Origin of the sequence: Streptomyces sp. NPDC018026, from assembly GCF_044327745.1 — a bacterium.
GTDB classification, from domain to species: domain Bacteria; phylum Actinomycetota; class Actinomycetes; order Streptomycetales; family Streptomycetaceae; genus Streptomyces; species Streptomyces rubrogriseus.
The window spans coordinates 31,585-46,293 of sequence record NZ_JBIRFY010000013.1; the positions used below are offsets into that span (position 1 = coordinate 31,585).

Annotated in this window: 16 protein-coding genes, 5 tRNA genes and 1 pseudogene; 17 read left to right on the top strand and 5 right to left on the bottom strand. The window is 70.8% G+C overall.

The genetic code is table 11. From position 1 onward, the window contains the following. Positions 1–98: 98 nt before the first annotated feature. From ACH4D3_RS31455 to ACH4D3_RS31495, 9 genes and pseudogenes are all read left to right on the top strand, one after another. Positions 99–884, top strand: coding sequence for a fumarylacetoacetate hydrolase family protein (locus ACH4D3_RS31455; protein WP_398329119.1), 786 nt, complete (start codon positions 99–101; stop codon positions 882–884). Then, positions 877–2,361, top strand: a complete 1,485-nt coding sequence (gltX, locus tag ACH4D3_RS31460) for a glutamate--tRNA ligase (RefSeq protein ID WP_398329122.1) — start codon at positions 877–879, stop codon at positions 2,359–2,361. Before ACH4D3_RS31455 ends, gltX begins: the two co-directional genes overlap by 8 nt. A 110-nt stretch (positions 2,362–2,471) precedes the next feature. Continuing rightward, the gene (locus tag ACH4D3_RS31465; RefSeq protein WP_398329125.1) at positions 2,472–2,867 is read left to right on the top strand and encodes a RidA family protein; all 396 of its coding nucleotides are present in this window, start codon (positions 2,472–2,474) and stop codon (positions 2,865–2,867) included. Between the two features lie 33 nt (positions 2,868–2,900). Then, positions 2,901–3,636 (top strand): annotated as a pseudogene (locus ACH4D3_RS31470) (HAD family hydrolase). Positions 3,637–3,728: 92 nt separating this feature from the next. After that, positions 3,729–3,800: transfer RNA gene (locus ACH4D3_RS31475), tRNA-Gln, on the top strand. Positions 3,801–3,839: 39 nt separating this feature from the next. Next, positions 3,840–3,912: transfer RNA gene (locus ACH4D3_RS31480), tRNA-Glu, on the top strand. 62 nt (positions 3,913–3,974) lie between these two features. Beyond that, positions 3,975–4,047, top strand: a tRNA-Glu gene (locus ACH4D3_RS31485). Positions 4,048–4,067: 20 nt separating this feature from the next. Next, positions 4,068–4,139: transfer RNA gene (locus ACH4D3_RS31490), tRNA-Gln, on the top strand. Positions 4,140–4,183: 44 nt separating this feature from the next. After that, positions 4,184–4,256 (top strand) — tRNA-Glu (locus ACH4D3_RS31495). A 60-nt stretch (positions 4,257–4,316) separates the two neighbouring features. Here the strand turns inward: ACH4D3_RS31495 and ACH4D3_RS31500 are convergent. Further along, positions 4,317–4,961, bottom strand: coding sequence for a MerR family transcriptional regulator (locus tag ACH4D3_RS31500; RefSeq protein ID WP_398329128.1), 645 nt, complete (start codon positions 4,959–4,961; stop codon positions 4,317–4,319). Positions 4,962–5,042: 81 nt separating this feature from the next. On the opposite strand from ACH4D3_RS31500, the gene ACH4D3_RS31505 reads away from it, so the two are divergent. Further along, entirely contained in the window at positions 5,043–5,615 is a 573-nt protein-coding gene (locus tag ACH4D3_RS31505) for a DUF4188 domain-containing protein (RefSeq protein ID WP_398329131.1), read from the top strand. Between the two features lie 69 nt (positions 5,616–5,684). Here ACH4D3_RS31505 and ndgR read toward each other — a convergent pair whose 3' ends face one another. Beyond that, positions 5,685–6,401 carry an IclR family transcriptional regulator NdgR gene (ndgR, locus tag ACH4D3_RS31510; RefSeq protein WP_011030305.1) on the bottom strand — a complete coding sequence of 239 codons (717 nt, stop codon included), beginning with the start codon at positions 6,399–6,401 and terminating at the stop codon, positions 5,685–5,687. Positions 6,402–6,598: 197 nt separating this feature from the next. On the opposite strand from ndgR, the gene leuC reads away from it, so the two are divergent. From leuC to ACH4D3_RS31530, 4 genes are all read left to right on the top strand, one after another. After that, on the top strand, positions 6,599–8,029 hold the full coding sequence (gene leuC / locus ACH4D3_RS31515) for a 3-isopropylmalate dehydratase large subunit (RefSeq protein WP_398329135.1): 1,431 nt from the start codon (positions 6,599–6,601) through the stop codon (positions 8,027–8,029). Between the two features lie 5 nt (positions 8,030–8,034). Then, on the top strand, positions 8,035–8,628 hold the full coding sequence (gene leuD, locus ACH4D3_RS31520) for a 3-isopropylmalate dehydratase small subunit (RefSeq protein ID WP_398329138.1): 594 nt from the start codon (positions 8,035–8,037) through the stop codon (positions 8,626–8,628). Between the two features lie 288 nt (positions 8,629–8,916). Further along, positions 8,917–9,147 carry a hypothetical protein gene (locus tag ACH4D3_RS31525; protein WP_109036119.1) on the top strand — a complete coding sequence of 77 codons (231 nt, stop codon included), beginning with the start codon at positions 8,917–8,919 and terminating at the stop codon, positions 9,145–9,147. A gap of 137 nt (positions 9,148–9,284) precedes the next feature. Further along, positions 9,285–9,941 (top strand): HU family DNA-binding protein, encoded by a 657-nt coding sequence (locus ACH4D3_RS31530; protein WP_087807049.1) that lies wholly within the window; start codon positions 9,285–9,287, stop codon positions 9,939–9,941. A gap of 117 nt (positions 9,942–10,058) precedes the next feature. Here the strand turns inward: ACH4D3_RS31530 and ACH4D3_RS31535 are convergent, their stop codons facing one another. Both ACH4D3_RS31535 and cofC read right to left on the bottom strand, forming a co-directional pair. After that, positions 10,059–10,310: a hypothetical protein gene (locus ACH4D3_RS31535; protein ID WP_398329143.1), complete on the bottom strand. Its 252-nt coding sequence runs from the start codon at positions 10,308–10,310 to the stop codon at positions 10,059–10,061. A 9-nt stretch (positions 10,311–10,319) separates the two neighbouring features. Beyond that, the gene (gene cofC, locus ACH4D3_RS31540) at positions 10,320–10,958 is read right to left on the bottom strand and encodes a 2-phospho-L-lactate guanylyltransferase (RefSeq protein WP_398329146.1); all 639 of its coding nucleotides are present in this window, start codon (positions 10,956–10,958) and stop codon (positions 10,320–10,322) included. Between the two features lie 143 nt (positions 10,959–11,101). Here cofC and ACH4D3_RS31545 point away from each other — a divergent pair, with 143 nt between their 5' ends. The 3 genes from ACH4D3_RS31545 to ACH4D3_RS31555 all read left to right on the top strand — a co-directional run bounded on the left by ACH4D3_RS31545 (position 11,102) and on the right by ACH4D3_RS31555 (position 14,165). After that, positions 11,102–11,896 carry a lysophospholipid acyltransferase family protein gene (locus ACH4D3_RS31545; RefSeq protein ID WP_398329149.1) on the top strand — a complete coding sequence of 265 codons (795 nt, stop codon included), beginning with the start codon at positions 11,102–11,104 and terminating at the stop codon, positions 11,894–11,896. After that, on the top strand, positions 11,893–12,903 hold the full coding sequence (locus ACH4D3_RS31550; RefSeq protein WP_398329152.1) for an NAD(P)H-dependent glycerol-3-phosphate dehydrogenase: 1,011 nt from the start codon (positions 11,893–11,895) through the stop codon (positions 12,901–12,903). The genes ACH4D3_RS31545 and ACH4D3_RS31550 overlap by 4 nt, the downstream gene beginning before the upstream one ends. Before the next feature lie 92 nt (positions 12,904–12,995). Next, positions 12,996–14,165: a D-alanine--D-alanine ligase family protein gene (locus tag ACH4D3_RS31555; RefSeq protein ID WP_398329155.1), complete on the top strand. Its 1,170-nt coding sequence runs from the start codon at positions 12,996–12,998 to the stop codon at positions 14,163–14,165. Between the two features lie 178 nt (positions 14,166–14,343). Here the strand turns inward: ACH4D3_RS31555 and ACH4D3_RS31560 are convergent, their stop codons facing one another. Then, complete coding sequence (locus ACH4D3_RS31560; RefSeq protein WP_003973433.1) at positions 14,344–14,577, bottom strand: Lrp/AsnC family transcriptional regulator; 234 nt, start codon at positions 14,575–14,577, stop codon at positions 14,344–14,346. Between the last annotated feature and the right edge of the window lie 132 nt (positions 14,578–14,709).

Here is a 14,709-nt window from a genome sequence, read left to right on the forward strand (position 1 = left end):
GTGGCCCCGGCCCCTTGGGCCTGCCCGGCGGTTCAGGCCCACCGCGATAGCCTGGAGCGTCAGACTCCAGTCAGCTCAGTCAAGGGGCCAAGCAACCCGTGCGCATCGCCAGGTTCTCCATCGACGGGAACGTCGCCTTCGGCGCGGTCGAGGGCGACCAGCCGGACCAGCTCGTCCTCGACATCATCAAGGGCATCCCGTTCGCGGACTACGAGCTCTCCGGCACCAAGGTGCCCCTGAGCCAGGTGCGGCTCCTGCCGCCGGTACTCCCCAACAAGGTCGTCGCCTTCGGCCGCAACTACGCCGAGCACGCCCGCGAACTCGGCAACGAGGTGCCCGACGCGCCGTTCGCCTTCTTCAAGCCGTCCACCTCCGTGATCGGCCCCGGCGACGCCATCCAGTACCCCTCCTTCACCGAGGAACTGCACCACGAGGCCGAACTGGCCGTCGTCATCGGCCGCCTGTGCCGCGAGGTCCCGCGCGAGCGCGTCCAGGACGTCATCTTCGGCTACACCTGCGCCAACGACATCACCGCCCGCGACGTGCAGCGCCGCGAGAAGCAGTGGGCCAGGGCCAAGGGCTTCGACTCCTCCTGCCCGCTCGGCCCCTGGGTGGAGACGGACCTCGACCTCGCGGCCGCGGGCGACCTCACCGTCCAGCTCACGGTCAACGGCGCCCAGCGCCAGCTCGGCCGCACCAGCGAGATGATCCACTCCATCGCGGACCTGATCGTCAACATCTCCGAGGCGATGACGCTGCTCCCCGGCGACGTGATCCTCACGGGCACCCCGGCCGGCGTCGGCCCCCTCAACGTCGGCGACGAGGTCGCCGTCACCATCGAAGGCATCGGCACTCTCACCAACAAGGTTGTCAAGCGTGGCTAGCGCATCCGGCTCCCCCGTACGCGTCCGTTTCTGTCCGTCCCCCACCGGTAACCCCCACGTGGGCCTGGTCCGCACCGCCCTGTTCAACTGGGCCTACGCGCGCCACCACCAGGGCACGCTGGTCTTCCGCATCGAGGACACCGACGCGGCCCGCGACTCCGAGGAGTCGTACAACCAGCTGCTCGACTCGATGCGCTGGCTGGGCTTCGACTGGGACGAGGGCCCCGAGGTCGGCGGCCCGCACGCGCCGTACCGCCAGTCGCAGCGCATGGACATCTACCAGGACGTCGCCGCCAAGCTCCTCGACGCCGGCCACGCCTACCGCTGCTACTGCTCCCAGGACGAGCTGGACACCCGCCGCGAGGCCGCCCGCGCCGCCGGCAAGCCCTCCGGCTACGACGGCCACTGCCGCGACCTGACCGACGCACAGGTCGAGGAGTACACGTCCCAGGGCCGCGAGCCCATCGTCCGCTTCCGGATGCCCGACGAGGCGATCACCTTCACGGACCTGGTCCGCGGCGAGATCACCTACCTCCCGGAGAACGTCCCGGACTACGGCATCGTCCGCGCCAACGGAGCGCCCCTCTACACGCTCGTCAACCCGGTCGACGACGCCCTGATGGAGATCACCCACGTCCTGCGCGGCGAGGACCTGCTCTCCTCCACCCCGCGCCAGATCGCCCTGTACAAGGCGCTGATCGAGCTGGGCGTCGCCAAGGAGATCCCCGCCTTCGGCCACCTGCCCTACGTCATGGGCGAGGGCAACAAGAAGCTGTCCAAGCGCGACCCGCAGTCGAGCCTCAACCTCTACCGCGAGCGCGGCTTCCTCCCCGAGGGCCTGCTCAACTACCTCTCCCTCCTCGGCTGGTCGCTCTCGGCCGACCAGGACATCTTCACCATCGAGGAGATGGTCGCGGCCTTCGACGTCTCCGACGTCCAGCCCAACCCGGCGCGCTTCGACCTGAAGAAGTGCGAGGCGATCAACGGCGACCACATCCGCCTGCTGGAGGTCAAGGACTTCACCGAGCGCTGCCGCCCCTGGCTGAAGGCCCCCGTCGCCCCCTGGGCGCCCGAGGACTTCGACGAGGCCAAGTGGCAGGCGATCGCGCCGCACGCGCAGACCCGCCTCAAGGTCCTCTCCGAGATCACCGACAACGTCGACTTCCTGTTCCTGCCGGAGCCGGTCCTCGACGAGGCGAGCTGGACCAAGGCGATGAAGGAGGGCTCGGACGCGCTCCTCGGCACGGCCCGGGAGAAGCTCGACGCCGCCGACTGGACCTCTCCCGAGTCCCTCAAGGAGGCCGTCCTGGCCGCCGGCGAGGCCCACGGCCTCAAGCTCGGCAAGGCCCAGGCCCCCGTCCGCGTCGCCGTCACCGGCCGCACCGTCGGCCTGCCCCTCTTCGAGTCCCTGGAGGTCCTGGGCAAGGAGAAGGCACTGGCCAGGATCGACGCGGCGCTGGCGCGGCTCGCGGCGTAACCGGCAGCACGTGTGAAGGGCGGCGTCCGCATGGGGCGCCGCCCTTTTCCGTTACCCCGCCCGGCTCCCTCCGACCGGCGCCGTCGGCTCGGCCCCCGCAGACTGACGGCATGCGCCGCGAGGACATCGACCCACGCTTCTTCGGAGACCGGCTCGCCTACAACCGGGCCGTCCTCGTCGAACAGCCCCGGCGCTGGCTCGTGGTCGCCGGTCACGAGGCCCGCGACGACGAGGGCGGCATCGCCGCCGAGGGCGACGTCCGCGGCCAGCTCCGGCTGACCTTCCGGCGCCTGGCCGAAACCCTCGAGAAGGCCGGCTTCGCCCTGAGCGACCTCGTCCAGATCCGGATCTTCACCGTCGACATCGAGGCCGTGACGGCCCACTACGACGCCGTACTGGACGAGCTGGCCGCCGCCGACTGCCGCCCCGCCAGCCTCCTGGCCGAGGTCCGGGCCCTGTCCGACCCGCGGATGCTGGTCGAGATCGAGGGCCTGGCCGCGCAGTAGGCGGAGCCACGGCCGCCCCCTAGGCTGGGCCCCATGCCGATCAAAGCCGTGGTCTGGGACGTCGACGACACGCTCTTCGACTACACCACCGCCGACCGCGAGGGCATGCGTGCCCATCTGGTCGCCGAAGGGCTCCTCGCCGGATACGGGTCGGCCGAGGAGGCCCTCGTGCGCTGGCGGGAGATCACCGACCAGCAGTGGGCGCGCTTCTCGGCGGGCGAGGTGGACTTCGTCACACAGCGGCGCGACCGTACCCGGGTCTTCCTGGGCCGGCCGGAGCTGACGGACGCCGAGGCCGACGACTGGTTCCAGCGGTACGTCACGCACTACGAGGCCGCCTGGTCCCCTCTTCCCGGACGTGCTGCCCGTCCTGGACGCCCTCGCCGACAGCCACCGGCACGCCGTGCTCTCCAACTCCAGCCTCACCGTCCAGGACCGCAAGCTGCGTGTCCTCGGCGTGCACGACCGCTTCGAGGCCATCCTGTGCGCCGCCGAGCTGGGCGTCTCCAAGCCGGAGGCCGGGGCCTTCCTCGCGGCCTGCGACGCCCTCGCCCTCGGTCCGGCCGAGGTCGCCTACGTCGGCGACCATCCGGAGATCGACGGACGCGGTGCCGCCGACGCGGGGCTGCTCTCCGTGTGGATCGACCGCGGCGGCGTCTACGCGACCGTCGACCCGCCGGCCGGACCGCGCCGCATCGCCTCGCTCTCCGAACTTCCCGCGCTCCTCGGCGCCGATACCCGTTTTGGAGCCCCGTCCACCTTCAGGTAATGTTCTTCCTGCGCCGCCGGAGAGCGGGCCGAAGGGCCGGGAACCGGAAGCGCAACGCTAGAACAAGAACCCCGCTGGGGATTGCGTTCCAGTGGCCTATGGTGTAATTGGCAGCACGACTGATTCTGGTTCAGTTAGTCTAGGTTCGAGTCCTGGTAGGCCAGCTCGCAGAGCTTATCTGCGCCGCGGAGCACATCCGCAAAGCCCCCGTTGTGTAGCGGCCTAGCACGCCGCCCTCTCAAGGCGGTAGCGCCGGTTCGAATCCGGTCGGGGGTACAGATCCTTCCCGCGAGGACAGTTCGGGTCGCTCCCGCTGTCCTTGATGCAGGATCGCTAGGGCCCCCGTTGTGTAGCGGCCTAGCACGCCGCCCTCTCAAGGCGGTAGCGCCGGTTCGAATCCGGTCGGGGGTACGAACTGGTCTAAACCACATTGGTCTATGGTGTAATTGGCAGCACGACTGATTCTGGTTCAGTTAGTCTAGGTTCGAGTCCTGGTAGACCAGCTCGGATCTGCGGCGATGCAGTATGAAACGCCCGCAAGATCCACGCCCCCGTTGTGTAGCGGCCTAGCACGCCGCCCTCTCAAGGCGGTAGCGCCGGTTCGAATCCGGTCGGGGGTACTCGAAGTCCGAAGGGGGCTTCCGCCGAGGCGGGAGCCCCCTTCGGCGTTCCCCCGACGCCTACTCGATGCCGTACCGCCGCGCCGACTCCTCCTCCTGGGCCAGCCGGTGCAGGGCCCGCAGCACCGGCTGGAAGAGCACCGCCGCCGCGACCGCCATCTCGACCTGCTCCGCCTCCGAGGCGTGGGTCTCCATGAAGTCCAGGTCCCGCCGGGCCACCTCCATCATCAACTCGCCGTAGGGCGCCATCAGTTCCGCGTCCCACGGATAGTCGAGGCGGCGCAGCGCGGCCACCGCCACCACCAGGGAGCGGTGCACGGGGGAGAGCGGCGCCAGCTCCCGGGCGGTCTCCCAGCCCAGCAGTTCGAGGAGCCGGTCCACCTCGCCGTGCGCGGCGGCCACCGCCGGGTCCGCCTTGTCCGGCTCGGCGTCCTGCGGCAGCGCCCACAGGGCCGCCCCCAGCCGGATGGTGCGGCCCAGCGACTCGTCGTCGACGTGCCCCAGCACCTCCCGGGCCGTCGCCACCGGCACCTTGCCGACCTGGATCAGCGCCCGTACCAGCCGCAGCCGGCGCAGATGGCCGTCGTCGTACTCGGCGGTGGTCGCGTTGACCTGCCGCCCCGGAGGCAACAGCCCTTCCCGCAGGTAGTACTTGATCGTCGCGGTGGACACCCCGCTGCGCTTGCTCAGGTCGGCCAGTCGCATCCCTTGCGCCCTTCCTCGGATAGCGCCACTATCTAAGCAGCACCACTTGGACAGTGCAGCTCGCCAACAGGGGGAGGCGTCATGCCGGGCAAGAAGGCGACCGCGACCCGCACCACCGCCGCCGCCGAGGGGGACGTGACCGTCCTGCTCATCGGCATGCGGATCAACCACTTCTGGGCCGTGCACCACTGGCTGCCGGTCTTCCTCGCCATGCCGCGCATGCTCCGCGAACTGGCGAAGGACCCGGAGCGCGGACTCCTGAGCCACGTCCTGCTGACGGCCTCGCCGCGGACGTACTACGTCGTCCAGTACTGGGAGTCCAAGGAGAAGCTCTACCGGTACGCGCACTCGCCCGACATGTTCCACCACCGCGCGTGGGCGATCATCAACCGCAAGGAGCGCAAGGGCAAGGTGCGTGGGCACGTGGGGCTGTGGCACGAGGCGTACGTCGTGCCCGAGGGGTCGTACGAGTCGATCTACGCCGACATGCCCGCGTTCGGGCTCGCGGCGGCACACGGACAGGTGCCTCTGGAGCGGCGCGGCAAACGCGCGCGGGACCGCTTCGCGTACCGGTCGCGGAAGACGGCGGACGCGACGGAGCAGCGGGCGCAGAAGCGGGTCGTCGACCCGGGGAAGGCTCCGGACGGGGCCTGAGAACGGCGCCGGGCCCGCCGCGGCGTTGAGGCGGGCCCGTGACCGGTCAGAAGTGTCGGGGGACGGCGGTCAGCCGTTGCGGCGCAGCGCCTCGGAGAGGCGGCCCGCGGCGTCGATGATCGCCTGCGCGTGCATGCGGCCGGGGTGGCGGGTGAGGCGCTCGATGGGCCCGGAGACGGACACCGCGGCCACCACGCGGTTGGAGGGGCCGCGCACCGGCGCGGAGACGGACGCGACGCCGGGCTCGCGCTCGCCGATGGACTGGGCCCAGCCGCGGCGCCGCACACCGGACAGTGCCGTCGCCGTGAAGCGGGCCCCCTGGAGGCCGCGGTGCAGGCGCTCGGGCTCCTCCCAGGCCATGAGGATCTGCGCCGAGGAGCCGGCCTTCATGGTGAGCGTGGAGCCGACCGGGACCGTGTCCCTGAGGCCCGACAGACGCTCGGCCGCGGCCACGCAGATGCGCATGTCGCCCTGGCGGCGGTAGAGCTGGGCGCTCTCGCCCGTGACGTCGCGCAGGTGGGTGAGGACCGGGCCCGCCGTGGCGAGCAGGCGGTCCTCGCCGGCCGCCGCGGCCAGTTCGGCCAGGCGCGGGCCGAGGATGAAACGGCCCTGCATGTCGCGCGCCACCATACGGTGGTGTTCCAGCGCCACGGCCAGGCGGTGGGCCGTGGGTCGTGCCAGTCCGGTCGCACCGACCAACCCCGCGAGGGTGGCCGGGCCGGACTCCAGAGCGCTCAGGACGAGGGCCGCCTTGTCCAGAACGCCGACGCCGCTACTGTTGTCCATGACACGATACTCCCGTCTCACTCTGTGAAACGCAAGTTCAATTTTCCATGGAACGCGCCACCCTGGACGGCAGGAAGTCACAACGGCCCGTGACCAAAGGGCCTGGTGGCGGTTGCCCGGAAGCACAGGGGTGCGGGCACCGCTTCCCCAAGATCTCTAGTTGGGTCGGCGCTCCGTCGCCGACCGAAGGGAAAGCGATGGGTAGGACACTCGCGGAGAAGGTCTGGGACGACCACGTCGTCCGGCGCGCCGAGGGCGAGCCCGACCTCCTCTTCATCGATCTGCACCTGCTGCACGAGGTGACCAGCCCGCAGGCCTTCGACGGCCTCCGCAAGAGCGGCCGCCCGGTGCGGCGGCTCGACCTGACCATCGCCACCGAGGACCACAACACCCCGACGCTCGACATCGACAAGCCCATCGCGGACCCGGTCTCCCGGGCCCAGCTGGAGACGCTGCGCAAGAACTGCGCGGAGTTCGGCGTCCGGCTGCACCCGCTGGGCGACGTCGAGCAGGGCGTCGTGCACGTCGTCGGCCCGCAGCTGGGCCTGACCCAGCCCGGCACCACCGTGGTCTGCGGCGACTCGCACACCTCCACGCACGGCGCCTTCGGCGCGCTGGCGTTCGGCATCGGCACCTCCCAGGTCGAGCACGTGCTGGCCACCCAGACGCTGCCGATGGCCCGCCCGAAGACCATGGCGATCACCGTGAACGGCGAACTGCCCGACGGCGTCACGGCCAAGGACCTGATCCTGGCGATCATCGCGAAGATCGGCACCGGCGGCGGCCAGGGCTACGTCCTGGAGTACCGCGGGGAGGCCATCGAGAAGCTCTCGATGGAGGCCCGCATGACCATCTGCAACATGTCGATCGAGGCCGGCGCCCGCGCGGGCATGATCGCCCCCGACGAGACCACCTTCGCCTACCTCCAGGGCCGCCCGCACGCCCCCGAGGGCGCCGACTGGGACGCGGCGGTGGAGTACTGGAAGACGCTGCGCACGGACGACGACGCCCAGTTCGACGCCGAGGTGGTCGTCGAGGCCGCCGAGCTGGCACCGTTCGTCACCTGGGGCACCAACCCCGGCCAGGGCGCACCGCTTTCCGCCGCCGTCCCCGACCCGGCTTCGTACGAGGACGCCTCGGAGCGCTTCGCCGCCGAAAAGGCCCTGGAGTACATGGGCTTGGAGGCCGGTCAGCTGCTGCGCTCCATCAACGTGGACACGGTCTTCGTGGGCTCCTGCACCAACGGCCGCATCGAGGACCTGCGCGCCGCCGCCGAGATCGTCCGGGACCGCAAAGTCGCCGACGGCGTACGCATGCTGGTCGTCCCGGGCTCGGCGCGGGTCGGTCTGCAGGCCGTCTCCGAGGGCCTGGACGTGGTCTTCAAGGAGGCCGGCGCCGAATGGCGGCACGCGGGCTGCTCGATGTGCCTGGGCATGAACCCGGACCAGCTGGCCCCGGGTGAGCGCTCCGCGTCCACCTCCAACCGCAACTTCGAGGGGCGCCAGGGCAAGGGCGGCCGCACCCACCTGGTGTCGCCGCAGGTCGCGGCCGCGACGGCGGTCCTGGGCCACCTCGCCTCCCCGGCCGACCTGTCCGCCGCCGACGCCCCCACGCCCGCTGGAGTCTGAGAGTCATGGAAGCGTTCACCAAGCACACCGGCCGGGCCGTCCCGCTGCGCCGCAGCAACGTCGACACCGACCAGATCATCCCCGCCCACTGGCTCAAGAAGGTGACCCGGGACGGGTTCGAGGACGGGCTCTTCGAGGCCTGGCGCAAGGACCCGGAGTTCGTGCTCAACCGGCCCGAGCGCGAGGGTGCCACCGTCCTGGTCGCGGGCCCCGACTTCGGCACCGGCTCCTCCCGCGAGCACGCCGTCTGGGCCCTGCAGAACTACGGCTTCAAGACCGTGATCTCCGCCCGCTTCGCCGACATCTTCCGCGGCAACTCGCTGAAGAACGGCCTGCTCACGGTGGTCCTCGACCAGAAGGTCGTGGACGCGCTGTGGGAGCTGGTGGAGAAGGACCCGCAGGCCGAGATCACCGTCGACCTGGAGGCCCGCGAGGTCCGCGCCGAGGGCGTCACCGCCTCCTTCGAGCTGGACGAGAACTCCCGCTGGCGCCTGCTGAACGGGCTGGACGACATCTCGATCACCCTCCAGAACGAGGCGGACATCGCCGCGTACGAGGCGAAGCGCCCGTCGTTCAAGCCGCAGACCGTCCAGGTCTGACCCCCCGGAGCGCCCAAGGGCCCGCCACGGCCCTCCCCGGGGCTCCGCAAGGTCGAGTTTCGGCCACCCAACACACCCGCCGTACCCCCGATCAGCCCGATCGGGGGTACGGCCGTTTCCGGATCCGTCCGCGGCCGCCCGTGACGCACAACTTCCCACGTTAGAGGCGTGGTTGCCGGGGTACGCAAGGTTCTGAGGACCGGCTCCCGAAGGTGCCAGGAAGGCCGTTCGAGGCGGCAGTTGCCCCCTGCGCAGGCGACAACTCGCCCCAGATGGCACAATCTGTGCATGGAACACGACGGCCAACTCGAGCTCTATACGGCGGTCGCGTCCCGGCTCAAGGAAGCGCACACAAGAGTGCGCGCACTGCAAGTCCCGGAGGGCGTACGCATGGCGCTGACCCGGAAGCTGCTGGTCATTACGGCCGCGGCCAAACACGATCTCGCCGGTGCGGCAAGGCGCCTGGATCGGTTCACCGCCGACCTCGACGCGGGTCGATTCCCCGAAGAGGAAGGCTGAACCGGCCGGGACAGCCCGAGTCCGTTGCGGCACAAGGGTGATTAGCCCGTTTCGTGTTTGATTTGCGGTATATATCTGCCTAACGTGCGAAAAAGCTTGAACACATTCGTTCTGGCGATGTCTCCGAAGGGGAAGACGTGAACAAGGCGCAGCTCGTAGAAGCGATTGCCGACAAGCTCGGTGGCCGGCAGCAGGCCGCCGACGCTGTCGACGCGGTCCTGGACGCCCTCGTCCGTGCGGTCGTCGCGGGCGACCGGGTCTCGGTCACCGGCTTCGGTTCCTTCGAGAAGGTCGACCGCCCGGCCCGTTACGCCCGCAACCCGCAGACCGGCGAGCGGGTTCGGGTCAAGAAGACCTCCGTGCCGCGCTTCCGCGCGGGCCAGGGCTTCAAGGACCTGGTGAGCGGCTCGAAGAAGCTTCCGAAGAACGACATCGCGGTCAAGAAGGCCCCCAAGGGCAGCCTGTCCGGCCCGCCGCCCACCATCTCCAAGGCCGCGGGCAAGAAGGCCGCCGCCAAGAAGGCCACGGGCGCCGCGAAGAAGGCCACGGGCGCGGCCAAGAAGACGTCGGCGGCGGCGAAGAAGACGACCGCGAAGAAGACCACCGGCGCGGCGAAGACGACGGCGAAGAAGACCACCGCCAAGAAGTCCGCCGCCAAGAGCACCACGGCGGCGGCGAAGAAGACCGCCGCCAAGAAGGCTCCCGCGAAGAAGGCGACCGCCAAGAAGGCCCCGGCCAAGAAGTCGACGGCCCGCAAGACCACCGCCAAGAAGGCCACCGCCCGCAAGAAGTAGCAGGCGGCACCCCGCGCCGGCGGGCGAACGGGCACAGGGCACTCACGCGCCGGGCCGGACTCCCTCTCGGAGTCCGGCCCGCGGCGTGTCCGGGACCCGTCGCACGGGCCCCGCCGGTCAGAACGTGTGCAGGGTCACCAGCGTGATCCGGCGCCCCGCGCCCGCACCCGCACCCGAGTCGGTGCCCGCGCCCGAGTCGGCGTCCGTGCCCGTCTCCTCGGTCTCGATGCGCACCCGCTGGCCCGGCCGCAGCAGCCTGAGGCCCCCCGCGTCGAACGCCGCCGCGTCGAAGGGCACGGGCGTCCCGTCGGCGAGCAGCACCTGCCCGCTGCGGCTTTCGGGGTCGTACGTGTACGCGGTGGCCTGCATGCCGGCAGCCTACTGCCCGGCGATCAGCAACCGCGCCGCCACCGCGGCCGTACGGGGACCCACCCCGAGCGCCAGCGCGGAGCGCAGATCACCACCGGTGTCGACGTCCTGCCGTACGGAATCCACCGCGTCGAGACCCAGTTCCACCGCGCCGGACGCCCGGTGGCGGGCCCGTGAATCCGTGCCGAATGCGGGCGCCAATTCCCGGCCCGGCGCCACGGCCAGCAAGGTGGTGCCGATTCCGGCCGCGTCCGGGAGAAAGGCGCGGGGGAATTGTGCGGCCGCGGCCAGGACCCGCGCCAATTCGGCCGGCCGCAGCGCGGGAAGATCGGCGTTGAGCGCGGCCACCGGGCTTTTCGGCCGGGCCGCCCGTACCACGACCGCCCCGTGCGCCAGCGCGGCGTTCAGGCCGCCGCCGGGCTCGTCCGCGACGACGCCCGCGCCGAGCGCCGCCAGCTCCCGGCCGGCCCGCGCGTCGTCCGTGACGACTGCCACATCCGCGACCGCCGGGCAGGCCAGCGCGGCCGCCACGGTGTCCTGTGCGAACGCCAGCGCGAGCCCCGGCCGCACCCCGTCGTCCGCGGTGTCCGACAGCCTGCTCTTGGCCCGGGCAAGGGCCTTCACGGGTACGACCAAGGTCCACTGCACGAGCGTTCCGTCCTTCTCTCGTCGCCGTCATTGTCACCTGCGAGACCTGGCGGTTCACTCTTCGGGGCGTACGGTGTTCTCGACAGACGGGCGGCCCGGGGCGACACTTGTCCGGCCCCAGGCCCTGGAGGAAAGGTGTCAGCGTGCCCCGCCGCAGAATCGGCTTCTGGTACCGCTTGGCCGCGGTGATCTGCAAACCGCCGCTGGTGGTTCTGATCAAGCGGGACTGGCGGGGAATGGAGAACATTCCGGCCGACGGCGGATTTATCACCGCCGTGAACCACAATTCGCACGTGGACCCCTTCGCGTACGCGCACTACCAGTACAACACCGGACGCGTCCCGCGATTCCTGGCGAAGAGCGGCCTTTTCAAGAAGGGCTTCGTCGGCGCCGCGATGCGGGGGACCGGACAGATCCCCGTCTACCGTGAGAGCACCGACGCGCTGAGCGCCTTCCGGGCCGCGATCGACGCCGTGGAGCGCGGCGAGTGCGTCGCGTTCTACCCCGAGGGCACCCTCACCCGCGACCCGGACGGCTGGCCGATGACCGCCAAGACCGGTGCCGCACGCGTCGCCCTGCAGACCAAGTGCCCGGTGATCCCGGTCGCCCAGTGGGGCTGCAACGAACTGCTGCCGCCGTACGCCAAGAAGCCCAGCCTCCTGCCGCGCAAGACCCACCAGGTGCTGGCCGGCCCGCCGGTCGACCTGTCGCGGTTCTACGACAGGGAGATGACCACGGAGGTGCTGAAGGAGGCCACCGAGGTCATCATGGCCGCCGTCACCCGCCAGCTGGAGGAGATCCGCGGCGAGAAGGCACCCGAAACCCCCTACGACCCGCGCCGCGAGCGGATCGAGCAGCGGCAACGCACCCAGCAGGCCAAGTCGCGGCCGGTGCCCCCGCGCACCCGTGGACCACAGGCAGAAGGGCAGAGCACGTGAGCAAGCCGGTCAAGGCGGCCGTCTTCGGCACCGGATCCTGGGGCACCGCCTTCGGCACGGTCCTCGCCGACGCGGGCTGCGAGGTCACCCTCTGGGGGCGCCGCGCCGCACTCGCCGACGCCGTCAACTCCACCCGCACCAACCCGGACTACCTGCCCGGCGTGGAACTCCCCGAGAACCTGCGGGCCACCACCGACGCCGCCGAGGCCGCGCACGACGCCGACTTCACCGTCCTCGCCGTCCCCTCCCAGACGCTGCGCGCGGGCCTCGCCGACTGGACGCCCCTGCTGGCGCCCGGCACCGTCCTGGTGTCGCTCATGAAGGGTGTCGAACTCGGCTCCGCGATGCGGATGAGCGAGGTGATCGGGGACGTCGCCAAGGTCGGCCCCGAGCGCATCGCCGTGGTCACCGGACCCAACCTGGCCCGCGAGATCGCCGCCCGCATGCCGGCCGCCGCCGTCGTGGCCTGCCCCGACGAGTCCGTCGCCCAGCGCCTCCAGGCCGCCTGCCACACGCCGTACTTCCGCCCCTACACCAACACCGACGTCGTCGGCTGCGAACTGGGCGGCGCCGTGAAGAACGTGATCGGGCTCGCCGTAGGCATCGCGGACGGCATGGGCCTCGGCGACAACGCCAAGGGCTCCCTCATCACCCGCGGCCTCGCCGAGACCACCCGCCTCGGAGTCGCCCTCGGCGCCGACCCGCTGACCTTCTCCGGCCTGGCCGGACTCGGCGACCTGGTGGCGACCTGCTCCTCGCCGCTGTCCCGCAACCACACCTTCGGTACCAACCTCGGCAAGGGCATGACCCTGGAGGAGACCATCGCGGTCACCAGGCAGACCGCCGAGGGCGTCAAGTCCTGCGAGTCGGTGCTGGACCTGGCCCGCAGGCACGGCGTCGACATGCCGATCACCGAGACGGTCGTCGCCATCGTGCACGAGGGCAAGTCCCCGGTGGTCGCCGTGAAGGAACTGATGTCGCGCAGCGCGAAGCCCGAACGACGCTGAGCGACACCGCCCGGGGCGCCGCGGAAACCGGACGCCACGCGGCCCCGCGGACGCTGACTCACGGCACCGCGTGCGGGTACTCTCAACGCGATATGAGCACCGAGAACCTCCCCCAGAACCCTGAGCAGAGCCCCCAGCGGCCGCCCCGCAAGCCGCGGGTGGCCGTCGTGTTCGGCGGGCGCAGCTCCGAACACGGGATCTCCGTGGTCACCGCCGGCGCCGTCCTCGCGGCCATCGACCGGACGCGCTACGACGTCCTGCCGATCGGCATCACCCGCGACGGCCGCTGGGCCCTCACCGCCGACGAACCGGAACGCATGGCGATCACCGAACGCCGTACGCCCGACGTCGAGGAACTGGCCGAGTCGACCGAGGGCGGAGTGCTGCTGCCCGTCGACCCCGCCAACCGCGAGGTCGTCTACAGCGAACCGGGCTCGGTGCCCAAGGCGCTCGGCGAGGTCGACGTCGTCTTCCCCGTGCTGCACGGCCCGTACGGCGAGGACGGCACCCTCCAGGGCCTGCTGGAGCTGTCCGGCGTGCCCTACGTCGGCGCGGGCGTGCTCGCCTCCGCCGTCGGTCAGGACAAGGAGTACATGAAGGCGGTCTTCACCTCCTACGGGCTGAAGGTCGGCCCGTACGCGGTGATCCGGCCCCGCGAGTGGGAGCAGGACCGCTCCGGCGCCCGCAAGAAGATCGTCGACTTCGCCGGCGAGCACGGCTGGCCGCTGTTCGTGAAGCCCGCGCGCGCGGGCTCCTCGATCGGCATCACCAAGGTCGACGACCTCTCCGGCCTCGACGAGGCGATCGAGGAGGCCCGGCGCCACGACCCGAAGATCCTGGTCGAGGCGGCGCTGCGCGGCCGGGAGATCGAGTGCGGGGTGCTGGAGTTCGAGGACGGCCCCCGGGCCTCCGTCCCGGCCGAGATCCCGCCGCCCTCCGAGCACGCGTACTACGACTTCGAGGCCAAGTACATCGACTCCACCCCCGGCATCGTGCCGGCCCCGCTCACGGCCGAGGAGACCGCCGAGGTCCAGCGCCTGGCCGTGGCGGCGTTCGACGCGGCCTCCTGCGAGGGGCTGGTGCGCGCGGACTTCTTCCTCACCGAGGACGACGAGTTCGTGATCAACGAGATCAACACCATGCCCGGCTTCACGCCGATCTCCATGTACCCGCAGATGTGGCAGGCGAGCGGTGTGAGCTACCCGGAGCTGGTGGACCGGCTGGTCCAGGCGGCGCTGCGGCGGTCCACGGGACTGCGCTGACGCGTTTCGCGCCGTGACCACGCAGAAGGCGACTCCCTCGGGGGTCGCCTTCTCGCAGTATGATCAGCGGGTTTCCTGTCCGGTCCGGGAACCGTCGTCCACTTGCCGTCGTCTGCTGAGGAACAGCACGCGGCGGCGATCAACGGGACGGGACCGAGCGGCGGAGAGGGGGCAGGAGCTAGAGATGGACGACCGGACAGGTCAGCGTGCGGGTGATGCCGTCCACTTGCTGGACCTTGGCGACCACCATGCGACCGAGTTCGTCGACGGTGTCCGACTGGGCGCGGACGATGACGTCGTAAGGTCCTGTCACGTCCTCGGCCTGGATCACGCCGGGGAGCTTGCTGATCGTCTCGGCGACGGTCGATGCCTTGCCGACCTCGGTCTGGATCAGAATGTACGCCTGTACCACGGAACCTCCAGAGCGGCCACGAGGATCATGTGGGGAAAAGGAACGCCACGGTATCGCGTAGCCGCTCTCCGAGGGGAGACCCGCGGGCCGCGGGCCTCGCGCGTCGGGGTGCCGGGAGGACACGAGTTGACG